The following is a 21933-nucleotide window of genomic DNA, read 5'->3' as shown; positions in this document are numbered from 1 at the left end:
TGACAGCCACCGCCCGTCATACTCGGTGGTGGTGCAGACCCGGTCGGTGGCCGGGGACGCCCCACGGCCGCTCGACGACCTGGTCCCCGCCCGACGCCCCCGCCGGGGGGTCGTCCTCCCGAGGAGGTGCTCGTGGTCGCCCTCATCGTCATCTTGTTCCCTCCCCTGCTGATCGCGTTCCTGCTGGTCATGGAGCGGGTCGAGGAGCCACTGCGGCGCCCGACCTCGCAGCGGGAGGTCGAGGACTTCCTCGGCTCGGCCACCCCGGGCGAGGTGGGCACGCTGGCCAACTCGGGCATCCGCCGGGCGATGAGCCGCTGGCGGGCGCGCCGCCGCGGCCGGGCCCGCAGCGCCCCCCGTCCGGTCCTGACCGAGCGGGCCCACCCGCTGGCAGACGCCGACGTCGACCCGGTCGACGAGGACTGAGTTTCGGGCGTCCGACCTGCACGTCCCGGAGCTGCGGCCGCCCGCTGCCACTCAGAGTGGGCAGGCTCGTGACGGAGTGCACTGGTGAGGCGGGCCACAGGCCCTAGACTCTCCGAGTAACGCGGGTCGCCATCGCACCCGTGAGGACGTTGCGAGAGGTGCACGTGGACGAGGTCCTTGCCCAGTCCGGTCTCTTCCAGGGGCTGTCGGAAGATGCCGCCGAGCCGGTGGCGAGCGCACTGGAGACGGTGGTGCTGCCCCGCGGCCGGGTCGTCTTCAACGAGGGCGAGTCGGGCGACAGCCTCTACGTCGTCCTGTCCGGCAAGGTGAAGATCTCCCGCCGGGCACCGGACGGCCGGGAGAACGTGCTGGCCGTGATGGGCCCCTCCGACCAGTTCGGTGAGCTCTCGGTGTTCGACCCGGGGCCGCGCACCGCGACGGCCACCGCCGTCACCGACGTGCGCCTGGCCAAGATGCCGAACACCATGCTGCGGCCGTGGATCACCGCGCACCCGGAGATCGGCGAGCAGCTCCTGCGGGTGCTGGCCCGGCGGCTGCGGCGCACCAACGACTCGGTCGCCGACCTCATCTTCACCGACGTCCCCGGCCGCGTGGCCAAGGCGCTGCTGCAGATGGCCGACCGCTTCGGCAGCCGGGAGACCGACGGCCTCCGCGTCAAGCACGACCTGACCCAGGAGGAGCTGGCCCAGCTGGTGGGCGCCTCCCGCGAGACGGTGAACAAGGCGCTGGCCGACTTCGTGCACCGCGGCTGGATCCAGCTGCAGGGCAAGTCGGTCGTCGTCCTCGACGAGGAACGCCTCCGCCGCCGCGCCCGCTGACCCCACAGCACTGACGAGGGCCCTTCCCGGTTCACCGGGAAGGGCCCTCGCGCGTTTCGCGCGACCACCGGTACGCACCCGAGCACCGCGAGGGGTGGCCCGGGGACGGGGCCCGCAGGGTCCCTCACCGGGACACGGGCCAACGGCCCCAACCGGCCGGACCAGGCACCTGGCCGCGGTACGAGACCCGAGCGAAGCGAGGGGTGGCCCGGGGACGGGGCCCGGAGGGTCCCTCGCCGGGACACGGCCAACGGCTCAGCGCAACCGGCCCCGGCTCCTGGCCGCGGTGCGGCCCGTCAGGGTCGCGATGTGCCCAGCCGCGCGACCATCCGGATCCGGGTGCCGTCGGGCAGCACCGCGTAGTTGCCGCCCGGCCCCTGTTCGAACGTGGGGCTGATCGGCTCGAGCGGCGCCGGTGGCGAGCCGGCGAGCGTCGCCGCGGAGTCGGCGAACGCCGCCAGCTGGCCCAGCGTGTGGATCGTGGGCGGCAGCATCGGCCGGGTCCCGGCCGCGTGCTCGGCGAGCGCGGCGGCCGGCGTCGTCCAGACCGCCTCGTCCGCCTCACCGGAGACGTCGCGCGCCTCCTGGCCGACGGGCAGCAGCGCGGCGAAGAACTTGGTGTCGTAGCGCCGTCGTTCCGGGGGCGGGGTGATCCAGTGCGCGAAGGGCCGCAGCAGGTCGGCCCGCAGCGCCAGTCCGCGGCCGGCCAGCAGCTCGGCCAGCGAGAGCTCGTGGGCCATGAGGGCCTGCCGCTCCGCCTCCCAGTCGTCGCCGGAGACGTCGGGCACCACGACCCCGGAGCCGTCCGCCGGGCCGGCCAGCAGGACGCCGGCCTCCTCGAACGTCTCCCGGACGGCGGCGCACACCAGCTCCCGGGCCAGGCGCTCGTCGCAGCCGAAGGCGCTCGCCCAGTGCGCCGGCGGCGGCCCCACCCAGGCGAGCTCGGTGTCACCGTCCCGGTCGTCGACCCCGCCACCGGGATAGGCGGTCATCCCCCCGGCGAACGGCATCCCCCGGGTCCGCCGGAGCAGGTACACCTCCAGCCCCGCGGCGCCGTCCCGGAGCAACAACACCGTCGCCGCCTGCCGGATCGGCGCCGGCCCGTTCACCTCAGCTCGACGGTGAGCTCGACCTCGACGGGGGCGTTCATCGGGAGCTCGGCGACGCCGACGGCGCTGCGGGCGTGCCGCCCGGCCTCGCCGAAGACGCGGCCGAGGAACTCGCTGGCGCCGTTGACGACCCGCGGCTGGGCGGAGAAGCCCTCGGCGCTGGCAACGTACCCGACGACCCGCACGATCCGGGCCACGGAGTCCAGGCCGACCAGGTCGTCGATCGCGGCCAGCGCGTTGAGCGCGCACACCTTGGCGTCGCCCGCGGCGTCCTCGATGTCGACCGCGCCGCCGACCTTGCCGGTGCGGCGCAGCCCGCCGTCGACGAAGGGCAGCTGGCCGGAGGTGAAGACAAGCTGGCCGGTGCGGATGGCCGGCACGTAGGCGGCGACCGGGGCGGCCACCGGGGGCAGCCGGACGCCGAGCTCGGCGAGCCGGGCGTGCCAGGAGACGGGCGTGGTCATCGTGGCCTCAGCTGGTCGGGCGCTTGAGGTAGGCCACCAGCTGGTCGCCGCCACCGGGGCCGGGGACGACGGTCACCAGCTCCCAGCCGTCGACGCCCCAGGAGTCCAGGATCGCCTTGGTGTTGTGGGTGAGCAGCGGGATGGTCGCGTACTCCCAGGTCCGACGGGCCGAATCACTCATGCCGCGACGCTAGCGCAGCCGGGGCGCGCCGGGAGCGGCCACCGCTCGTAGGCTGGTGCGGGTGAGCCCAGAGCCCGTGCACCGGGAACAGTCGCGTCCAGGAGCGGTGCCGGTGCGGTGCCATGTCGTCACCGGGAAGGGCGGCACCGGGAAGACGACGGTCGCCGCGGCCCTCGCCCTCTCCCTCGCAGCCGACGGTGGCCACGTGCTGCTGGTGGAGACCGAGGGCCGGCAGGGCATCGCCCAGCTGTTCGACACCCCGCCACTGCCCTACGAGGAGCGGCGGGTCGCGGTGGCCCGGGGCGGCGGTGAGGTGAAGGCGCTGGCGATCGACGTCGAGGCGGCCTTCCTCGAGTACCTGGACATGTTCTACAACCTGAAGCGGGCCGGCCGGGCGCTGCGCAAGATGGGTGCGATCGACTTCGCCACCGCCATCGCGCCCGGGCTCCGCGACGTGCTGCTCACCGGGAAGATCAAGGAGGCGGTGACCCGGCGGGAGAACGGCCGCCCGGTCTACGACGCCGTCGTCGTCGACGCGCCACCGACCGGCCGGATCACCCGGTTCCTGAACGTGACCAACGAGGTGTCCGGGCTGGCCCGGTCCGGCCCGATCAGGACGCAGAGCGACGGGGTGATGGCGGTGTTCCGTTCGCCGCAGACGGCCGTGCACGTGGTGACCCTGCTGGAGGACATGCCGGTCCAGGAGACCGCCGACGCGATCACCGAGCTGACCGCGGCCGGGCTGCCGGTCGGCTCGGTGATCGTCAACATGGCGACCGAGCCGCTCCTGCCGGCGTCCAGCCTGGCCCGCATCGCCGAGGGCCGGCTGACCGGCTCCGACCTGCAGCCGGCGCTGACCGCGGCCCAGCTGTCCGGGGTGGACGGGCTGGCGGATGGGCTGGTGGCCGAGGCGGTCGAGCACGCCCGCCGCTGGATCTCCCAGGACGGACTGCGCGGGGACGTCGAGGCGCTCGGCCGCCCGGTGGTCGAGCTGCCGCTGTCGTCGTCGCCGATCGACCTCGGTTGCCTGTTCGAGCTGGCCGACCGGCTCGACGGGCACCTGCGCGACGAGGTCGCCGCGTGACCGCCGCCCAGCCGCCGCGGCGGCCCACGCCGGCACCGCCGCTGGACCTGGCCGCGCTGGTCAGCGACCGCAGCACGCGGATCATCGTGTGCTGCGGCTCGGGAGGCGTGGGCAAGACCACCACCTCGGCGGCGCTCGCACTGGCCGCGGCCGAGGCCGGCCGGGAGGTCGTGGTGCTCACCATCGACCCGGCCCGCCGGCTGGCCCAGTCGCTGGGCCTGGTCGAGCTGGACAACGAGCCGCGACTGGTCGAGACGCCCGGCGCCCCGGGCGAGCTGCACGCGATGATGCTGGACATGAAGCGGACGTTCGACGACGTCGTGTCCGCGCACTCGACGCCCGAGCGGGCGCAGGTGATCTTCGACAACCCCTTCTACCAGGCGCTCTCCTCCTCCTTCGCGGGCACGCAGGAGTACATGGCGATGGAGAAGCTCGGGCAGCTGCGGGCCAGCGACCGCTGGGACCTGGTGATCGTCGACACCCCGCCGTCCCGGTCGGCGCTGGACTTCCTGGACGCTCCGAACCGGATGAGCCGCTTCCTCGACGGCACGATGATCCGGCTGCTCACCGCCCCGGCGCGGGCGGGCGGCCGGGCCGGGGTGCGGTTCGTGGGGGCCGGCTTCCTGCTGTTCAGCCGGATCATCAGCAAGATCCTGGGTGGCCAGCTGCTCAACGACATCTCCGCGTTCGTCTCCGCGCTGGACACCATGTTCGGCGGCTTCCGGGAGCGGGCGAACGCGACCTACGAGCTGCTCCGCCAGCCGGGGACGTCGTTCGTCGTCGTCGCCGCCCCGGAGCCGGACGCGCTGCGCGAGGCCTCCTACTTCGTCGACCGGCTCTCCACCGAGGGGATGCCGCTGGCCGGGCTGGTGCTCAACCGCACCCACCCGCCGGCCACCACGGCCCTGTCGGCCACCCGCGCGGAGGGCGCCGCCGAGGCGGTGGCCGAGGCCGGGGGCCGGGGCTCCGAGCTCGCCGCCGGGGCGCTTCGGGTGCACGCCGAGCGGATGACGGTCGCCACCCGGGAGCAGCGGCTGGCCGACCGGTTCACCAGCGCCCACCCGGAGGTGCCGGTGCGGACGGTGCCGGCGGCGGCCGGGGACGTCCACGACCTGGACGGGCTGCGGGTGATGGGCGAGGCACTGCTCGCCGCGGAGGGCGACACCGGGACGGGCACGCCGCGCAGCCGGGTGCTGCCGGTGCGCCCCCAGGCCGGCTGACCGGCGCCCCTCCGGCGGGGCGGGAGGGGCAGGAGGAACAGGCGAGTCCCCCGTTCGTGTCCACGTCATCCCGGAGCCTGGTCCCGGTCGTGACGCTCCGTTAGCGTCCGCCCGACCGTTCCGTCGGAGGGATGACACACCAGGCATGAGCACCACACCCGAGCTCGACCGCACCACCGCGACGACGTCGCCAGGACCGGCCGGTCTCTTCGGCACCGGCACCGTCCCTGCCGCCGCCGACCTCCCCGTCGAGATCCCGGTCGACACCGCCGGGCTCTCCCCCGACGACAAGGCCCGCACCAAGGTCATCACCAGCGCGATCCGCCGCCGGTCTCAGGAGCTGCGGCGCGACCACCCGGTGCTGCGGCACCAGGACGCCCTCGGGCTCACCGCGTTCGCGGTCGCGGTGCTCGGCTTCATCGGCAGCGGCGCCCTCTACCTGACCGGGGTGCTGCCCTGGTACGTGACGTTGCTGCTGTCCGCGGCCTTCGCCGCGGTCGGCCACGAGGTGGAGCACGACCTGATCCACGCGCTCTACTTCCGCCGGCGCAAGGCCGTCCGGTACGCGCTGCTCTTCGGCGTCTGGGCGATCCGGCCGTACACGATCAACCCCGTGTACCGGATCCGGCTGCACCTGCGGCACCACGCGTACTCGGGTCTACCCGACGACATCGAGGAGGTGTCGATCACCAACGGCAAGCCGTGGGGCGCCGTCCGGCTGTACAGCCTGTTGGACCCCTACGTGCCCGCCCTGATCCGGATCGTCACCACCCGGCCGAAGGACGCCGAGGACGCGCTCTGGCGCCGCACCATCCTCAAGGCCAGCATCGGGCTGACCCCGGTGGCGATCACCATCTGGTATGCGTTCCTCGGCCTGCACCTGGCGAGCTGGCTGGGTGCCGAGGTGCCCGCGACGTGGCTGCAGGCGCTGACCGTGCTGACCGTCGTCTGGGTCGGCCCCAACGTCTGGCGCGGCTTCTGCCTGCACTTCATCAGCAGCAACATGCACTACCAGGGGGACGTCGAGCAGGGGAACGTGCTGCAGCAGACCCAGGTGTTCAACCGCTGGTACCTGCTGCCCTTCCAGGTCTTCTGTCTCAACTTCGGCAGCACGCACCCGATCCACCACTTCTACGTGGCCGATCCGTTCTACGTGCGGCAGCTGATGGAGCGCGACATCCACCCGGTGCTGGCCGCCAACGGGGTGCGGTTCAACGACATGGGCACGTTCACGCGGGCGAACCGCTACCAGATGTCCTGACCGCCGTGCGGAGCGGCCTGCCGGCGTCCTCGGCGGCCGCTCCGCGCGTTGCGTCCGAGGCACCCCACGCAGGCCCGCTGGGCAGGTACCTTGGCCTGCGATGTCCGACTCTGCGCGTTCTCCGCTCGGTGCCCTGGTCAAGCTGGCCGTCACGATCGTCGTGGCCGGCGCCCTGGTCGCTGCCATGTTGCTGCCCTGGGTCGGGGGGACCGGGCTCGTCGCCCGGAACTCCGCCAGCCTGCTCGACGCCCTCCCGGTCGAGCTCACCGACGAGACGCCGAACGGCAACGCCGTCATGGTGGCCGCCGACGGCCAGCCGATCACCCAGTTCTACGACAACAACCGCACGCCGATGACGCACGAGCAGATCTCCGACGTGATGAAGCAGGCGATCGTCGACATCGAGGACTCGCGCTTCTACCAGCACAACGGGCTGGACATCGAGGGCACGACGCGCGCGCTGGCGAAGAACCTCGCTGCCGGGGAGGTGCTCGAGGGCGGGTCGACGCTGACCCAGCAGCTGGTGAAGCAGACCCTGCTGCAGACCGCGGACAACGCCGAGGAGCGGGCCGCTGCCGAGGAGGAGTCGGTCGGCCGCAAGCTCAAGGAGGCCCGCCTCGCCCTCGCGCTGGAGGAGGAGTACTCCAAGGACGAGATCCTCACCCGCTACCTGAACATCGCCTACTTCGGGCAGGGCGCCTACGGCATCCAGTCGGCCGCGCAGAAGTACTTCAGCGTGAACGCCGCCGACCTGACGCTGCCCCAGGCCTCGGTGCTCGCCGGGCTGGTGCAGAGCCCCAAGTTCGACCCGATCGCCTACCCGGCCGAGGCGACCGCCCGGCGCGACCAGGTGCTGAACCGGATGCACCAGCTCGAGCACATCACCGACCAGGAGCTCGCCGACGTCTCGGCCGCACCGATCCCGCTGGCCCCCGGCGGCAACGCGCCCAACGGCTGCATCGACGCCGCGATCGGCGGCTTCTTCTGCGACTACGTCACCAGCTACCTGACGGGCACGCTCGGGCTGAGCATGGACGACATCAAGGACAACGGCTGGACGATCCAGACCACGCTCCGCCCGGACATGCAGGTCGCCGCCGACCAGGCCGTGCTCAACACCCAGGGCATGGGCGACCCGATCGTCGGGGTCTACGACGCGATCGAGCCCGGCACCGGGCACGTGTTGGCGATGAGCGTGAACCGACGGTTCGGTTGCGGCGACCCCGCAGCGGGCTGCGAGTCGGTCAACTTCGCCACCATCCCGACCAAGGGCTCCGGTTCGACGTTCAAGACCTTCGTCGCCGCCGCCGCCCTGGAGCAGGGCCTGCCGGCCAGCCACACGATCACCACCAGCGAGCCGTACACCAGCCGGGTCTACCAGGGCTTCAACACCGACACCGCGGAGTACGAGCCCTACTCGGTCGGCAACGTGGGCAACAACTACCCGAACACGCTGACCATGACGCAGGCGCTCTACATGTCCTCCAACACCTACTTCCTGGCCCTGGAGGACGCGCTGGGCCGCATCGAGCCGGCCGTCCGGATGGCCGAGCGGCTGGGCATGGACTTCGACTACTCGGTGACCCAGACCCCGGCCGAGCAGATCATCGCCGAGAACCGCCCGTCCTTCGCCTACGGCACCGACGGGGTGAGCCCCCTCGACCTGGCCAACGCCTACGCGACGATCGCGGCCGGCGGGGTGAAGTGCTCCCCCAAGCCCGTCCTGCAGATCCTCGACCGCAACGGCGAGCCGGTCACCGACGACGACGGCCAGCCCGTGGTCCCCGCCGATCAGTGCGAGCAGGTGGTCGAGCCCGGTCTCGCGAACACCCTGAGCCAGATGCTGCGCAAGGACGTCGAGCCGGGCAACCGGATGCAGACCGGCGCGCGCGCCTACATCCCCGGCCACCAGATCGCCGGCAAGACCGGCACGGTGAACAACAACGACTCGGTGACCTTCGTCGGCTTCACCCCGGAGTACGCCGCCAGCGTCATGGTGTTCCGCCCGACCGGCACCGACAGCGTCGGTGGCTATGGCGGTGGCCGGCCGGCCACCATCTGGCACGACGCGATGCTGCCGATCCTCTCGGGCCAGCCCACCGCGGAGTTCCCGGCGGCCGACCCGAAGTACGCCGGGCGCGGGGTGGACGCACCGCCCACGAGCGCACGGTCCTCGACCTCGGACGACGACGACCGCGACTCTCGGCGCGGGAACCGGACGTCGAGCCGGGACAGCAGCCCGGTGAGCGCGCCGGCCCCCGCGCCCCAGCCGGCACCGTCGACCGCCGCGACGCCGTCCACCGACGCGGCTCCCCCGGCCGACCCGGCGGCTCCGCAACCCGACCTGAACGGGGACGGGCAGCCGGGCTGACCGAACGGCAGAGGGGCCGGGCCTGCGGGCCCGGCCCCTCTGCCGTTCCCAGGGCGCTGAGCGCGCCCCCTGCTCAGCCGAGCTGCCGGCGCACCTCTGCGGCCACCCGGCCGCCGTCCGCGCGACCGGCCACCCGGCCCTGCACGGCCCCCATGACCTTGCCCATGTCCTTCATCCCGGCGGCACCGGTCGTGGTGATCACGTCGGCGACGAGGGCGCTCAGGTCGGCGTCGTCGAGCTGGGCGGGCAGGTAGGTGGCCAGCACCCCCTCCTCCGCCTTCTCCCGCTCGGCCTGCTCGGCGCGGCCGGCACCGGCGAAGGCGTCGGCCGCCTCCCGGCGCTTCTTCGCCTCCCGGCGCAGCACCGCCTGCACCTCGTCGTCGCTCAGCTCCCGGGCCTCCTTGCCGGAGACCTCCTCCGCGGTCACGGCGGAGAGCACCATGCGCAGCGTCGCGGTGCGCAGCTCGTCGCGGCTCTTCATGGCGGTGGTCAGGTCAGCGCGCAGTCGGTCCTTCAGCTCAGGCACGGTGCAGAGCCTGCCACCTCCACCCGGGCCCGGACGACGCAGTTCCCCCTCCCCCTAGGCTCAGGCGATGCGCGCGATCACCGCCGTCCCTGCCGCCCTGCTGGCCACCGGCGCCGCCACCGTCGCCTACGCCGGCCTCGTCGAGCGCACCCACTGGACGCTGCGCCGCTTCGACGTCCCGGTGCTGCCGCCCGGCTCGCGGCCGCTCACCGTCCTGCAGCTGTCGGACCTGCACATGACCGCCGGGCAGCACAGCAAGCAGGCCTGGGTCGCCGGGCTCGCCGCCCTGCACCCGGACGTCGTCATCACCACCGGCGACAACCTGGCCGGGATGGACGCCGTCCCGCCGACGCTGGGGGCGCTGGAGCCGCTGATGGAGCTCCCCGGCGCCTTCGTGCTGGCGAGCAACGACTACTACGCGCCCCGGCCGAAGAACCCGCTGAAGTACTTCAAGACCGACCACGAGCGCGTGCACGGGGAGGAGCTGCCGTGGCGCGAGCTGCGCGACGGCATGACCTCTCGCGGCTGGCTGGACCTGACGAACGGCACCGGCGAGCTGACGGTGCGCGGCGTGCGCATCGCGCTGGCCGGCGTCGACGACCCGCACCTGCAGCTGGACCGGTACGACGACGTCGCCGGGCCGGCCGACCCCACGGCCGACGTGCGGATCGGGCTGGTGCACTCCCCGGAGCCGCGGGTCCTCGACCGGTTCGCCGCCGACGGGTACGACCTGCTGCTGTGCGGGCACACGCACGGCGGGCAGCTGCGGGTGCCCTTCCACGGCGCCCTGGTCACCAACTGCGGCATCGACCGGGAGCACGTGCGCTGGCTGCACCAGTGGGCACAGCCCGGCGAGGGCGCCCCGAACGGCACCTGGCTGCACGTCTCGGCGGGCCTGGGCACCAGCCCGTACGCGCCGCTGCGCTTCGCCTGCCCGCCGGAGGCGACGCTGCTGACCCTCACCGGACGACCTGCCTGACACCGCTGTCGGGAGCTCTCCGGCGGTCAGCTAGAGTGGCTACCGCACCTCGGGGTGTGGCGCAGCTTGGTAGCGCGCGTCGTTCGGGACGACGAGGCCGCAGGTTCAAATCCTGTCACCCCGACCATCCACTCAGGGACCGCCGATCCGGCGGTCCCTGAGTGCGTTCGGGGCGCAGGTCACTCCCCCGCCCCGTTTCCGCCCGTCGTCGCGCGGGCACCGGACCAACAGTGACCGAATGGCTGCTCCTGCTGGCGGCCGTGCTGTTGACCGCGCTCACCGGGTTCTTCGTCGCGGCAGAGTTCTCCCTCACCACCGTCGACCGCGGCAAGGCCGACGAGGCCGCGCAGGCCGGCGATGAGCGAGCCGCCGGCGTCGTCACCGCTCTGCGGGGGCTGTCCACCCAGCTGTCGGCGGCCCAGCTGGGCATCACGCTGACCACGCTGGTCGTCGGCTTCCTCGCCGAGCCCGCCCTGGGCGGCCTGCTGGAGCCGGTGCTCGAGGCGATCGGGCTCCCCGACAGCTCGACGACCCCGATCGCGATCGCGCTGGCCATCTTCCTGGCCACGTTCCTGCAGATGATCATCGGCGAGCTGGGGCCCAAGAACCTGGCGATCGCCCGGCCGCTGCCCACCGCCGCGCTCGTCGCCCCCGGCATGCGGCTGTTCACCACGGTGACCGGCCCGGTGGTGCGCACCCTGCAGCGCCTGGCCAACGCGATCGTGCGCCGGCTGGGCTTCGAGCCCCGCGAGGAGCTGGACGACACCCGCGACGCCCAGGGGCTGGCCGCCGTCGCCCGGCGCTCGGCCGAGGAGGGCGACCTCTCCCCGGTCGCCGCCCGGCTGCTGGCCCGCTCCCTCGGCCTCCGCGAGAAGTTCGCCACCGACGTGATGACGCCGCGGACGCGGCTGTGGACGCTGAGCTCGGCGGCGACCGCCGCCGACGTCATCGACGCCGCCATCCGCTCGGGCAACTCCCGGTTCCCGGTCTACGGCGCCGACCTCGACGAGGTCACCGGCGTGGTGCACGTCAAGCACGCGGTCTCCGTCCCCGACGAGGAGCGACTCGAGCGCACCGCCGGCGAACTGGCCGAGCCGGTGCTCGCCGTCCCCTCCTCGCTGCGCCTGGACCCGCTGCTGGACCTGCTGCGCGAGCAGGGCCTGCAGCTGGCCCTGGTCGTAGACGAGTGGGGCGCCACCCACGGCATCGTGACGCTGGAGGACATCGTCGAGGAGCTGGTCGGCGAGATCGCCGACGAGACCGACCGGCCGCTGCGCCAACTGCGCCGGGACGACGACGACTGGGTGCTGTCCGGCCTGCTGCGCCCGGACGAACTGCGCGAGCGCACCGGCGTCTCGGTGCCCGAGGGCCGGTACGAGACGGTCGCCGGGTTCGTCGTCGAGCAGCTGGCCCACCTCCCGGAGCGGGGTGAGTCCGTGGAGGTCGACGGCTGGCGGCTCACCGTCGACGAGGTCGAGGGACGCCGCGTCTCCCGGCTGCGGGCCACCCCCGTCCCGGCCGACGACGACGAGGGCGCTGCCGACAGCCCCTCCCCGGCCGGCGCCACCGCCGTCCGCCCCGAACGAGAGGTGGCCCCGGCATGAGCGACGGTCTCGCCCTGCTGGTCCTGGTCGTCCTGCTGCTGGGGAACGCCTTCTTCGTCGCCGCCGAGTTCGCGCTCGTCTCCGCCCGCGCCGACCAGATCGAGCCGCGCGCGGAGGCCGGGTCGGTGCGCGCCCAGAAGACCCTGGTCGCGATGCGCAACGTCAGCCAGATGATGGCCGGGGCCCAGCTGGGGATCACGCTGTGCTCCCTGGGCCTCGGTGCGATCGGCGAGCCCGCGGTCGCGCACCTGATCGAGGTGCCGTTGGCGGCCGTCGGGGCGCCCGAGGCGCTGCTGCACCCGATCGCACTGGTGATCGCCCTGTCGGTCGTCACCGTGCTGCACATGGTGCTGGGCGAGATGGTGCCCAAGAACATCACCATCGCCGGTCCCGACCGGGCGGCGATCGCCCTCGGCCCGCCGCTGGCCCTGGTGGTGCGGGTGCTGAAGCCGTTCATCTGGTTCTTCAACACCGTCGCCAACGGCTTCGTGCGGCTGTTCGGGGTCACCCCCACCGACGAGGTCTCGGCCAGCTTCGACCACGACGAGATCCAGTCGATGATCACCCAGTCGCGGCGCGAGGGACTGCTGGGCAGCGAGGTCAGCGACCTGGCCGCCGGCGCGCTGACCTTCGAGCAGAACGACGTCAGCTCGGTGCTGCTGCCGCCGGACTCCCTCGTCACCGTGCCCCGCTCCGCCACCCCGCGGCAGGTGGAGGGCATCGTGGCCGAGCACGGCTACAGCCGCTACCCGATGCGCGACGACGACGGCTCGCTGGTCGGCTACGTGCACGTGAAGGACGTGCTGGGCGTCGGCCCGACGTCCCGGGACCAGCCGGTGCCCGACCAGGCGGTGATCTCCTTCGTCGAGCTCACGCCGGACGAGCCGTTGCCGGAGGTGCTGCGGGAGATGCGCCGGTCCGGCGCGCACCTGGGGCTGGTCCGCGACGGTGACCGGGTGCTCGGCCTGGTGGCCCTGGAGGACGTGCTCGAGCAGCTGATCGGCGACGTCCGCGATGCCGGTGTCGAACGCCCCGCCGCCGGGCGCCCGCCCCTCGGCCGGGCGCCCGCCGCGGAGGCCGTGGTCGGCGCCGGCGGCAGATGACCGCCGGCGCCGACTCCTCCGGGTGGACCGGTCAGCGGCGCGGCGGGAGCACCATCCGGCGGACGTCGACCAGGGCCAGCGCGGCCAGGCCGAGGATCGGCAACAGGGTCACCTGCACCAGGCCGGCCCCGGACCAGTCGAAGGCGGCGACCAGCCGGGCGAACAGCAGCCCGGAGACGGCTGCCGCCACGTAGTACGTGAACATGAAGAGCCCGGCGCCCCGGCCCACGTGCTCCGGGCGCACCGCCCGCTGCATGCCCGTCGTGCAGTTGGTGAAGAGCACGCCGCTGGCGAAGGCGCCCATCAGGAACGCCAGCACGTACTGCGCGGACGCCCCCTCGGCGAAGCGGTAGATCGCCAGACCGGTGAGCGAGGAGCCCACGAAGCCGACGGCGAGCAGCATCCGCTGGTCGTAGCGGTCGGCCAGCCAGCCGACCGGCAGCGCCATCATGGCGCCGAACCCGACCAGCGAGGCCGCCCACGCCGCCTGCGCGGGCGCCAGCCCGAGCTCCTCCCGCAGGAAGGTCGGGTAGAGGCCGAGGAAGCCGTAGAACACCAGGCCGGAGATCGCCGAGGCCAGGCCCATGCCCAGGGTGCCGCGGTTGTACGGGCTCGCCGGCACGTGCGTGTAGTCGGCCGTGTCGGCGGTGCCGCCCCGCCCGGCCAGCGCCTCGCTCATCGCCTTCGGCACGGTGACCAGCAGCACGACGGCCATGACCAGACCCGCGACACCGAAGACGATGAACGGCGCCCGCCAGCTGTCGACGGCGAGGGCGAGCTGCTGGCCGAGGATGGGTCCCAGGAACACGCCGAGACCGAAGGCGACGCCGATGAACCCGGCGGCGACCGCCCGGCGGTGGAAGAAGTAGGCGCCGACGATGGCGTAGATGGCCGTGGCCTGGACGCCCTCCCCGACACCGGAGATCAGCCGGTAGACCGCCATGTCGCCGAAGCCCGTGGCCAGCGGGATGGCGAGCGTGCCGAGGGAGTAGACGACCACGCTGACGACCACGATGAGCTTGCGGGACAGCCGGTCCAGCAGGTAGCCGGCCGGGACACCGGTGAGGGCGATGCCGAGCGTGAAGCCCGTGGCGAGCAGGCCGGTCTGGTCGAGCGAGAACCCGTACTCCTCGCGGATCTGCGGCAGCAGCGGGTAGAACACCTGCCGGTCCATCGCGTTGAGCATGTAGGAGAGGCAGAGCGCGGCGAAGCCGACCGCCACCGCCACCGTCGAGGCAGGGCCGCCCGTCCGGGTGGCCGCCGGGGCACCGGCGGCCGGTGGGAGGGTCGAGTGGGACATGGGGACTCCTGAGGTCGTCGACGGTGACGTGTCCGGTACACGGACGTTCGTCCGTCGGCGGGTAGCGTGAGGCTCATCACCTGATCCGTCAAGCCCGGCCGGGCGCGCCGCGACCGCCTCGCCGAAGCCCCTCGGAGAGCTCGCCACCGACAGGGGGAAGATGGCCCGGTGACTGCCGAGCCCACGGAGAACCCGCCCGCGCCCGCCCTCCCGGAGGAGGTCACCGTGCGTTGGCAGGCCCGGTTCCGCGCCCCCCGGGTCAGCCTGCCCGACTGGGCCGAGGACGCCCCGCAGCGCAGCCTGTACGCCTCCGACGTCAGCGGCGTCATGGAGCAGTACGCCTGGGACCGGGACACCGACGCCCACCGCCAGGTCACCGACCGGCCCAACGGCACGCTGGCCGCCACGCTGACCCCCGACGGCGAGACGATCTGGTGGTTCGCCGACACCGACGGCGACGAGTTCGGCGTCTGGATGACCCAGCCCTTCGCCGGCGGCCCGGACGCCGTGGCGCTGCCGGAGGTGGGTCCGGCCTACCCCGCCGGCCTGGAGCTGGGCCACACGGTCACCGCCGTGGGCCGCTCGACCGACGACGGCAGCGAGCTGTGGATCGCCCCCGCCGGCGGGACCCCCACGGTCTTCTACTCCTCCCCGGACACGGCCGGGGTGGACGCGCTCTCCCGCGACGACTCGCTGCTGGTCTTCTCGCACTCCGAGCACGGCGATCCGCGCTACCCCGCGCTGCGCGTGCTGCGCACCGCCGACCTCTCCCTCGTCGCCGACCGGTGGGACGGCGAGGGCCGTGGCCTGCACGCGCTGAGCTTCTCCCCCGTGCCCGGCGACCAGCGGCTGCTGGTGGGTCACGAACGCCGCGGCCGCGAGGAGCTGCTGCTCTGGGACGTCGCCGCCGGCACCGAGACCGAGCTGGTCCTCGACCTGCCCGGTGACGTGACCGCCGGCTGGTACCCGGACGGCTCGGCGCTGCTGGTGGGGCACGACCACGCCGCCCGCAGCGAGCTGTACCGCTACGACCTGGGCTCGGGGACGCTGGAGCAGCTGGACACCCCGCGCGGCGTGGTCCGCGGCGCGACCGCCCGCCCCGACGGCACGGTGGAGCTGGCCTGGTCGTCGGCCGAGCTGCCCCCGGTCATCCGCCGAGCCGACGGCCCGGTCGTGCTGGCCGCGCCCGGTGAGGCACCGCCGGCCGCCTACCCGGTCGAGGACCGCTGGGTGCCCGGTCCGGGGGGCGACGTGCACGCACTGCTGGTCCGGCCGGCCGGGGAGGGTCCGTTCGCGACCGCGTTCCTGGTGCACGGCGGCCCGGAGTCCCAGGACGACGACTCCTACCGCGCGCGCCGGGCGGCCTACGTCGATGCCGGCTACGCGGTCGTGCACGTGAACTACCGGGGCTCCACCGGCTACGGCAGCGAGTGGCGTGACGCGCTCACCGGGCGGCCGGGGCTCACCGAGCTGGAGGACGTCGGCGCCGTCTACGACGCCCTGGTCGCCGAGGGCGTGGTCGACCCTGCCCGCACGATCCTCTCGGGCGGCTCGTGGGGCGGCTTCCTCACCCTGCTCGGTCTCGGCACCCAGCCCGAGCGCTGGTCGGCCGGGATCGCCGAGGTGCCGGTGGCGGACTACCTGGCCGCGTACGAGGACGAGATGGAAGGGCTGCGCGCCTACGACCGCGCGCTGTTCGGCGGCTCACCGGAGGAGGTGCGCGACGTCTACGTGCGCTCCTCGCCGATCACCTACGTCGACGCGGTCGCCGCCCCGGTCCTCGTCGTCGCCGGTGCGAACGACCCGCGCTGCCCCATCCGCCAGATCGACAACTACCTGGCCGCACTGACCGAGCAGGGCAAGGCCCACGAGGTCTACCGCTTCGACGCCGGCCACGGCTCCCTGGTCATCGAAGAGACCATCCGCCAGGTCGAGGTCGCCCTCAGCTTCGCCCTGAGGCACGTCAAGCCGTAGGAGCAGGAGGACGGGGACGCGGCCACCCACGGGGGCACGCGAACGCGGCCACCTCCAGGTGCGGACCGCGGCACCGCAGCGCCAGCTGCTGGTGCTCGCCCGGCGCGGGGCCGAAGGCTCCCGCCGGGCGAGGACCGCGTGCCGCGGTCGCGCCGACGGGAGGACGGAGTCCTCCCCGAGGTGCGACGGGCAGCGGCTCAACGCAGCCGGGGCACGGCTCCTGGCCGCGGTGTCACGCGGAGCGTGACGATGCAATGAGCTCCGCGATCTGCACCGTGTTGAGGGCCGCGCCCTTGCGCAGGTTGTCGTTGCTCACGAACAGCGCCAGGCCACGGCCGCCGTCCTGCCGGATCCGGCCGACGTAGCTCGGGTCCTTGCCGGCGGCCTTCAGCGGGGTCGGCACGTCGACCAGCTGCACGCCCGGTGCAGCCGACAGCAGCTCGGTCGCGCGGGCGACGCTGAGCTCACGGGCGAACTCGACGTTCAGCGACAGCGAGTGCCCGGTGAAGACGGGCACGCGCACGCAGGTGCCGGAGACCCGCAGGTCGGGGATGCCGAGGATCTTGCGGCTCTCGTTGCGGAGCTTCTGCTCCTCGTCGGTCTCGAAGCTGCCGTCGTCGACGACGGAGCCGGCCATCGGGAGCACGTTGAACGCGATCGGCGCGACGTAGACGGCCGGCGCCGGGTACGCCACGGCCGACCCGTCGTAGGCCAGCTCGTCGGCCTTCTCGACGACGGCGAGCGCCTGCCCGTGCAGCTCGCGGACGCCGGCGACGCCGGACCCGGACACCGCCTGGTAGGTGCTGGCCACGATGCGGGTCAGCCCCGCCTCGTCGTGCAGCGGCTTGAGCACCGGCATCGCGGCCATCGTGGTGCAGTTCGGGTTGGCGATGATCCGGCCCTCGGCGGCGAGCGCGATGTCCCCGGGGTTGACCTCGCTGCAGATCAGCGGGATCGCCGGGTCGCGGCGGAACGCCGAGCTGTTGTCGATGACGGTCACGCCGGCCGCGGCGAACCGGGGCGCCTGCACGCGCGAGGTCGTCGCGCCGGCGGAGAACAGCGCGACGTCCAGCCCGGTCGGGTCGGCGGTGGCGGCGTCCTCGACGACCACCTCGCCGTCGCCCCAGGGCAGCGTGCTGCCGGCGGAGCGAGCGGAGGCGAAGAACCGGATGGAGGCCAGCGGGAAGTCCCGCTCGGCCAGGATGGAGCGCATCGCCACGCCGACCTGACCGGTCGCGCCGACGATGCCCAGGTGCAGCGGGCGGCTCATCGTCCGGTACCTCCGTAGACCACTGCCTCGCCCTGCTCGGAGCCGAGGTCGAACGCGTCGTGCACCGCGCGGACGGCGAGGTCGACGTCGGTGTCGCGGCAGACGACGGAGATGCGGATCTCCGAGGTGCTGATGAGTTCCAGGTTGACCCCGGCGTCGGCGAGCGCGCCGAAGAACTTCGCCGAGACGCCCGGGTGCGAGCGCATTCCGGCGCCCACCAGGGAGACCTTGCCGATGTGCTGGTCGAAGCTGACGTCGGTGTAGCCGACCGTGTGCTTGACCCGCTCCAGGGCGGCGATGGCGGTGGGGCCGTCGCTGACCGGCAGCGTGAAGGAGATGTCGGTCAGCTTCGCCTCGGTGGAGACGTTCTGCACGATCATGTCGATGTTGACCTCGGCGTCGGCGAGCACGCGGAAGATCTGCGCTGCCTCACCCGGGCGGTCCGGCACCCCGGAGACGGTGATCTTGCCCTCGCTCCGGTCGTGCGCGACGCCGGTGATGATCGCCTGTTCCACGGTGAGGTCCTCCATCGAGCCGGCCACGATCGTGCCGGGGAGCTGTGAGTAGGAGCTGCGGACGTGCACCGGGATGCCGTACCGGCGGGCGTACTCGACGCAGCGGAGCATGAGCACCTTCGCCCCGGAGGCGGCCAGCTCGAGCATCTCCTCGTAGGTGATGGTCTCCAGCCGCTTGGCGTTCGGCACGATCCGCGGGTCGGCGGTGAAGACGCCGTCCACGTCGGTGTAGATCTCGCAGACGTCGGCCCGCAGCGCGGCCGCGACGGCGACGGCAGTGGTGTCCGAGCCGCCCCGCCCGAGGGTGGTGACGTCCTTGGTGTCCTGGCTGACGCCCTGGAAGCCGGCGACGATGACGATCGAGCCGTCGTCCAGCGCATCCCGCAGCCGGCCCGGCGTGACGTCGATGATCCGCGCCTTGCCGTGGCTGGAGGTGGTGATCACCCCGGCCTGCGAACCGGTGAACGACCGCGCCTCGTACCCGTGGGTCGAGATCGCGATGGCCAGCAGCGCCATCGAGATCCGCTCACCGGCGGTCAGCAGCATGTCCAGCTCGCGACCCGGCGGGTTGGCGGTGATCTGGCTCGCCTGGTCCAGCAGCTCGTCGGTCGTGTCGCCCATGGCGGACACGACGACGACCACGTCGTCGCCGTTCTTCTTCGCCTCGACGATGCGCTCGGCCACACGCTTGACGCGCTCGGCATTCGCGACGGAGGAACCGCCGTACTTCTGTACCACCAAGGCCACGGGCCCAGGCTACCGGCGTGGCACGGCCGGCCCGACGTCCGCACGGCGCGCCGCCCTCGTCCCGCCCACCGCGCCGCAAGCTCTGCGCAGAGTGCGACCGTCCACCGTAAGACCGTGCTCCCCGGCGCGTCCACGCCGCAGGTCCTCCGCGAACCGCCCCCACAGTGTGGCTGCCCCCCGGGCGAGTTGTGCTCTGGTGCAGCAGTGCAGCCAGAGCACAACTGCTCGCAACCCGCCTCTCCCCGCCCACACGGTGGGCGGCGTCCACAGCTCTCGCCCGGGGTGCGGTCACCGGGCGGGTGAGCCGACACGCTCGGCAGGTGTCAGCGGCGCAGCCCGAGAACGGACCCCAGCCCCAGCCCCAGCCTGAGACCGAGGCCGTGCCGGTGGCTGCGAGGGTCGATGTCGCGGGGATGCTGCGGCGGGTGCGGCGGCTGGCCGACATGTCGCAGCGTGAGCTGGCCGAGGCCAGCGGCGTCTCTCGGGACCGCCTGGGCCGCGCAGAGGCAGGCCGCGGCGACCTGCGCGTGGGCGAGTTCGCCGGCATCGTGTCGCTGGCCCGGCTGCGCCTGGTCCTGCTGGACCCCCAGGGGCAGGAGGTCACACCGATGTCCGCCGACGCCGTCCGGGACCGGGCCGGACGGCGGTTCCCCGCGCACCTGGACACCCGGCACGGGGACGAGGACTGGTGGTCCGGCCCGCACCGGCACACCCGCAGCCAGCCGGAGGTCACCTTCGACCGGGACCGCCGCAGCCGGGACTCCTGGCGCCGGCAGCTGGGCACCCCGGAGGACCACCAGGTGCACGGCCCCGGCGACTCCCTGGCGGAGCGGGCCGCCGCACGGGGGTGGGCGGCGCTCCTGCGCCGGCGGGAGCGGCGGGAGGCCGCCTGGCGAGCGTGGCTCGCGGCCGGCGGTCTCGGCGGGCCCGACTGGGGCACCGGCTGCACCTGCCCGCCCGGGTGCGAGTACGCCGAGGAGTCCAACGCCGACCTCGGGCACGCACCGGCCTGTGCCTGCGGCTGCGACGTGGCATGACCCGCTGCTACCGTTGCCCCGTGCGCGGCAGCCTCCTTCTTATCAGCCGCGGCGAGGCCCTCTCCTAGGTCGGCTCCCTCGCCGCGGTGATCGCGCGTCCCCGGGCGCCAGCTGACCGCATCCCGGAGCTGTCCGCAGCCCGCCAGAGGAGCCCCCGTGAACGAGAACCACCCGCACGCCCGCAACCCCCAGCGGCCCTCGCCGATGCCGATCGGCAAGTACGCGCCCTTCGCTCCCGTCCCGCTGCCCGACCGCACGTGGCCGGAGACGACCACGACGTCCGCCCCCCGCTGGTGTGCCGTCGACCTGCGCGACGGCAACCAGGCGCTGATCGACCCGATGACCCCCGAGCGCAAGCGGCGGATGTTCGAGCTGCTGGTCCGGATGGGCTACAAGGAGATCGAGGTCGGCTTCCCGGCGGCCAGCCAGACCGACTTCGACTTCATCCGCGAGCTGGTCGAAGGAGACCTGGTCCCCGACGACGTCACCGTCCAGGTGCTCACCCAGGCGCGTGACGAGCTGATCGAGCGGACCTTCGAGTCCCTGCGCGGCGCCAAGCAGGCGATCGTGCACCTCTACAACTCGACCTCCACGCTGCAGCGCCGGGTCGTGTTCGGCCAGGACCGCGCCGGCATCACCGACATCGCCGTCCACGGCGCACAGCTGGTGCGCAAGCTGGCCGAGCAGGCCGGGGACACCGAGATCCGGTTCCAGTACTCGCCCGAGTCGTTCACCGGCACCGAGCTGGACTTCGCCGTCGAGGTCTGCAACGCCGTCACCGACGTCTGGGAGCCGACGCCCGACCGGCCGACCATTCTCAACCTGCCGGCGACCGTGGAGATGGCCGAGCCGACGGTCTACGCCGACCAGATCGAGTGGATGCACCGCAACCTGGGCCGCCGCGACTCCGTCGTGCTGAGCCTGCACCCGCACAACGACCGGGGCACCGCCGTGGCCGCCGCCGAGCTGGGCCACCGGGCCGGGGCGGACCGGATCGAGGGCTGCCTGTTCGGCAACGGCGAGCGCACCGGCAACGTCGACCTGGTGACGCTGGGCCTGAACCTGTTCAGCCAGGGCATCGACCCGCAGATCGACTTCTCCGACATCGACGAGATCCGGCGCACCGTCGAGTTCTGCAACCAGCTGGGTGTGCACGAGCGACACCCCTACGGCGGCGACCTGGTCTACACCGCGTTCTCCGGGTCGCACCAGGACGCGATCAACAAGGGCTTCGCCGTCATGAAGGCCGACGCCGAGGCGGCCGGTACGAGCGTCGACGGCATCCCGTGGGCGGTGCCCTACCTGCCGATCGACCCCAAGGACGTCGGTCGCAGCTACGAGGCCGTGATCCGGGTGAACAGCCAGTCCGGCAAGGGCGGCGTCGCCTACATCATGAAGACCGAGAACCACCTGGATCTGCCGCGCCGGCTGCAGATCGAGTTCAGCGCCGTCGTCCAGCGGCACACCGAGGACGAGGGCGGCGAGGTGACCGCCGAGCAGATGTGGACGGCGTTCTCCAGCGAGTACCTGCCCGACGCCGACGCCCCCTGGGGCCGGTTCGCCCTCAGCGGGCACGAGCACACCGCGTCCGGCGCCGGCCCCGACGAGCTCACCGCCCAGCTCGTCGACTCCGGGGTGCCCACCACGGTCCACGGCCGCGGCAACGGCCCGATCGCCGCGTTCGTCGACGCGCTGGCCAGCATGGACGTCGACGTCCGCGTGCTCGACTACGCCGAGCACGCGCTCTCCTCCGGCGGCGACGCCCGGGCCGCCGCCTACGTCGAGTGCGCCGTCGGCGAGCGAGTGCTGTGGGGCGTCGGGATCGACGCCAACATCGTCACCGCGTCACTGCGGGCGGTCGTCTCCGCGGTGAACCGGGCCCAGCGGTAGCAGCCCGGCCCGTCCGGGTGCGGAGAGTGCCCC

Annotated in this window: 19 protein-coding genes and 1 tRNA gene; 13 read left to right on the top strand and 7 right to left on the bottom strand. The window is 73.2% G+C overall.

Annotated elements, in window-relative coordinates; all coding sequences use genetic code 11:
- Positions 1-132 precede the first annotated feature (132 nt).
- Both O2W20_RS12555 and O2W20_RS12550 read left to right on the top strand, forming a co-directional pair.
- Positions 133-426, top strand: coding sequence for a hypothetical protein (locus tag O2W20_RS12555; protein WP_269172289.1), 294 nt, complete (start codon positions 133-135; stop codon positions 424-426).
- 140 nt (positions 427-566) lie between these two features.
- Positions 567-1265, top strand: coding sequence for a Crp/Fnr family transcriptional regulator (locus tag O2W20_RS12550; RefSeq protein WP_269159669.1), 699 nt, complete (start codon positions 567-569; stop codon positions 1263-1265).
- A gap of 296 nt (positions 1266-1561) precedes the next feature.
- Here O2W20_RS12550 and O2W20_RS12545 read toward each other — a convergent pair whose 3' ends face one another.
- From O2W20_RS12545 to O2W20_RS12535, 3 genes are read right to left on the bottom strand one after another with little or no spacing between them, the layout of a single operon-like run.
- On the bottom strand, positions 1562-2374 hold the full coding sequence (locus O2W20_RS12545) for an NUDIX hydrolase (protein ID WP_269172290.1): 813 nt from the start codon (positions 2372-2374) through the stop codon (positions 1562-1564).
- Positions 2371-2838, bottom strand: a complete 468-nt coding sequence (locus O2W20_RS12540; RefSeq protein WP_269172291.1) for a RidA family protein — start codon at positions 2836-2838, stop codon at positions 2371-2373. Before O2W20_RS12540 ends, O2W20_RS12545 begins: the two co-directional genes overlap by 4 nt.
- 7 nt (positions 2839-2845) lie before the next feature.
- Positions 2846-3019, bottom strand: a complete 174-nt coding sequence (locus tag O2W20_RS12535) for a hypothetical protein (RefSeq protein WP_269159666.1) — start codon at positions 3017-3019, stop codon at positions 2846-2848.
- Between the two features lie 61 nt (positions 3020-3080).
- On the opposite strand from O2W20_RS12535, the gene O2W20_RS12530 reads away from it, so the two are divergent.
- The 4 genes from O2W20_RS12530 to O2W20_RS12515 all read left to right on the top strand — a co-directional run bounded on the left by O2W20_RS12530 (position 3081) and on the right by O2W20_RS12515 (position 8955).
- Positions 3081-4103, top strand: coding sequence for an ArsA-related P-loop ATPase (locus O2W20_RS12530; protein WP_269172292.1), 1023 nt, complete (start codon positions 3081-3083; stop codon positions 4101-4103).
- Positions 4100-5323, top strand: coding sequence for an ArsA family ATPase (locus tag O2W20_RS12525; RefSeq protein ID WP_269172293.1), 1224 nt, complete (start codon positions 4100-4102; stop codon positions 5321-5323). The genes O2W20_RS12530 and O2W20_RS12525 overlap by 4 nt, the downstream gene beginning before the upstream one ends.
- A 145-nt stretch (positions 5324-5468) precedes the next feature.
- Complete coding sequence (locus tag O2W20_RS12520; protein WP_269172294.1) at positions 5469-6584, top strand: fatty acid desaturase; 1116 nt, start codon at positions 5469-5471, stop codon at positions 6582-6584.
- A 100-nt stretch (positions 6585-6684) separates the two neighbouring features.
- The gene (locus tag O2W20_RS12515; protein ID WP_269172295.1) at positions 6685-8955 is read left to right on the top strand and encodes a transglycosylase domain-containing protein; all 2271 of its coding nucleotides are present in this window, start codon (positions 6685-6687) and stop codon (positions 8953-8955) included.
- Positions 8956-9028: 73 nt separating this feature from the next.
- Here the strand turns inward: O2W20_RS12515 and O2W20_RS12510 are convergent, their stop codons facing one another.
- Positions 9029-9481: a GatB/YqeY domain-containing protein gene (locus O2W20_RS12510; RefSeq protein WP_269172296.1), complete on the bottom strand. Its 453-nt coding sequence runs from the start codon at positions 9479-9481 to the stop codon at positions 9029-9031.
- A gap of 67 nt (positions 9482-9548) precedes the next feature.
- Between O2W20_RS12510 and O2W20_RS12505 the strand changes: the two genes are divergently transcribed.
- The 4 genes from O2W20_RS12505 to O2W20_RS12490 all read left to right on the top strand — a co-directional run bounded on the left by O2W20_RS12505 (position 9549) and on the right by O2W20_RS12490 (position 13167).
- Positions 9549-10460, top strand: a complete 912-nt coding sequence (locus O2W20_RS12505; RefSeq protein WP_269172297.1) for a metallophosphoesterase — start codon at positions 9549-9551, stop codon at positions 10458-10460.
- 50 nt (positions 10461-10510) lie between these two features.
- Positions 10511-10587, top strand: a tRNA-Pro gene (locus O2W20_RS12500).
- Positions 10588-10690: 103 nt separating this feature from the next.
- Positions 10691-12064 (top strand): hemolysin family protein, encoded by a 1374-nt coding sequence (locus O2W20_RS12495; RefSeq protein ID WP_269172298.1) that lies wholly within the window; start codon positions 10691-10693, stop codon positions 12062-12064.
- Positions 12061-13167 (top strand): hemolysin family protein, encoded by a 1107-nt coding sequence (locus tag O2W20_RS12490; RefSeq protein ID WP_269172299.1) that lies wholly within the window; start codon positions 12061-12063, stop codon positions 13165-13167. Before O2W20_RS12495 ends, O2W20_RS12490 begins: the two co-directional genes overlap by 4 nt.
- Positions 13168-13198: 31 nt before the next feature.
- Here the strand turns inward: O2W20_RS12490 and O2W20_RS12485 are convergent, their stop codons facing one another.
- Positions 13199-14467, bottom strand: coding sequence for an MFS transporter (locus O2W20_RS12485; RefSeq protein ID WP_269172300.1), 1269 nt, complete (start codon positions 14465-14467; stop codon positions 13199-13201).
- A gap of 168 nt (positions 14468-14635) precedes the next feature.
- On the opposite strand from O2W20_RS12485, the gene O2W20_RS12480 reads away from it, so the two are divergent.
- Entirely contained in the window at positions 14636-16441 is a 1806-nt protein-coding gene (locus O2W20_RS12480; RefSeq protein WP_269172301.1) for a S9 family peptidase, read from the top strand.
- 232 nt (positions 16442-16673) lie between these two features.
- Here the strand turns inward: O2W20_RS12480 and O2W20_RS12475 are convergent, their stop codons facing one another.
- Both O2W20_RS12475 and O2W20_RS12470 read right to left on the bottom strand, forming a co-directional pair.
- Positions 16674-17711, bottom strand: a complete 1038-nt coding sequence (locus O2W20_RS12475) for an aspartate-semialdehyde dehydrogenase (protein ID WP_269172302.1) — start codon at positions 17709-17711, stop codon at positions 16674-16676.
- Positions 17708-18973: an aspartate kinase gene (locus O2W20_RS12470; RefSeq protein WP_269172303.1), complete on the bottom strand. Its 1266-nt coding sequence runs from the start codon at positions 18971-18973 to the stop codon at positions 17708-17710. The genes O2W20_RS12475 and O2W20_RS12470 overlap by 4 nt, the downstream gene beginning before the upstream one ends.
- 386 nt (positions 18974-19359) lie before the next feature.
- Here O2W20_RS12470 and O2W20_RS12465 point away from each other — a divergent pair, with 386 nt between their 5' ends.
- Positions 19360-20010 carry a helix-turn-helix domain-containing protein gene (locus tag O2W20_RS12465; RefSeq protein WP_269185504.1) on the top strand — a complete coding sequence of 217 codons (651 nt, stop codon included), beginning with the start codon at positions 19360-19362 and terminating at the stop codon, positions 20008-20010.
- 156 nt (positions 20011-20166) lie between these two features.
- Complete coding sequence (leuA, locus tag O2W20_RS12460; RefSeq protein WP_269172305.1) at positions 20167-21900, top strand: 2-isopropylmalate synthase; 1734 nt, start codon at positions 20167-20169, stop codon at positions 21898-21900.
- The last annotated feature ends 33 nt before the right edge of the window (positions 21901-21933 follow it).

It is taken from the genome of Modestobacter sp. VKM Ac-2982 (assembly GCF_026967935.1).
Classification (GTDB): Bacteria; Actinomycetota; Actinomycetes; order Mycobacteriales; family Geodermatophilaceae; genus Modestobacter.
Note: the sequence above shows the minus strand (reverse complement) of the source record. Positions and strands in the feature narration are given on the sequence as shown.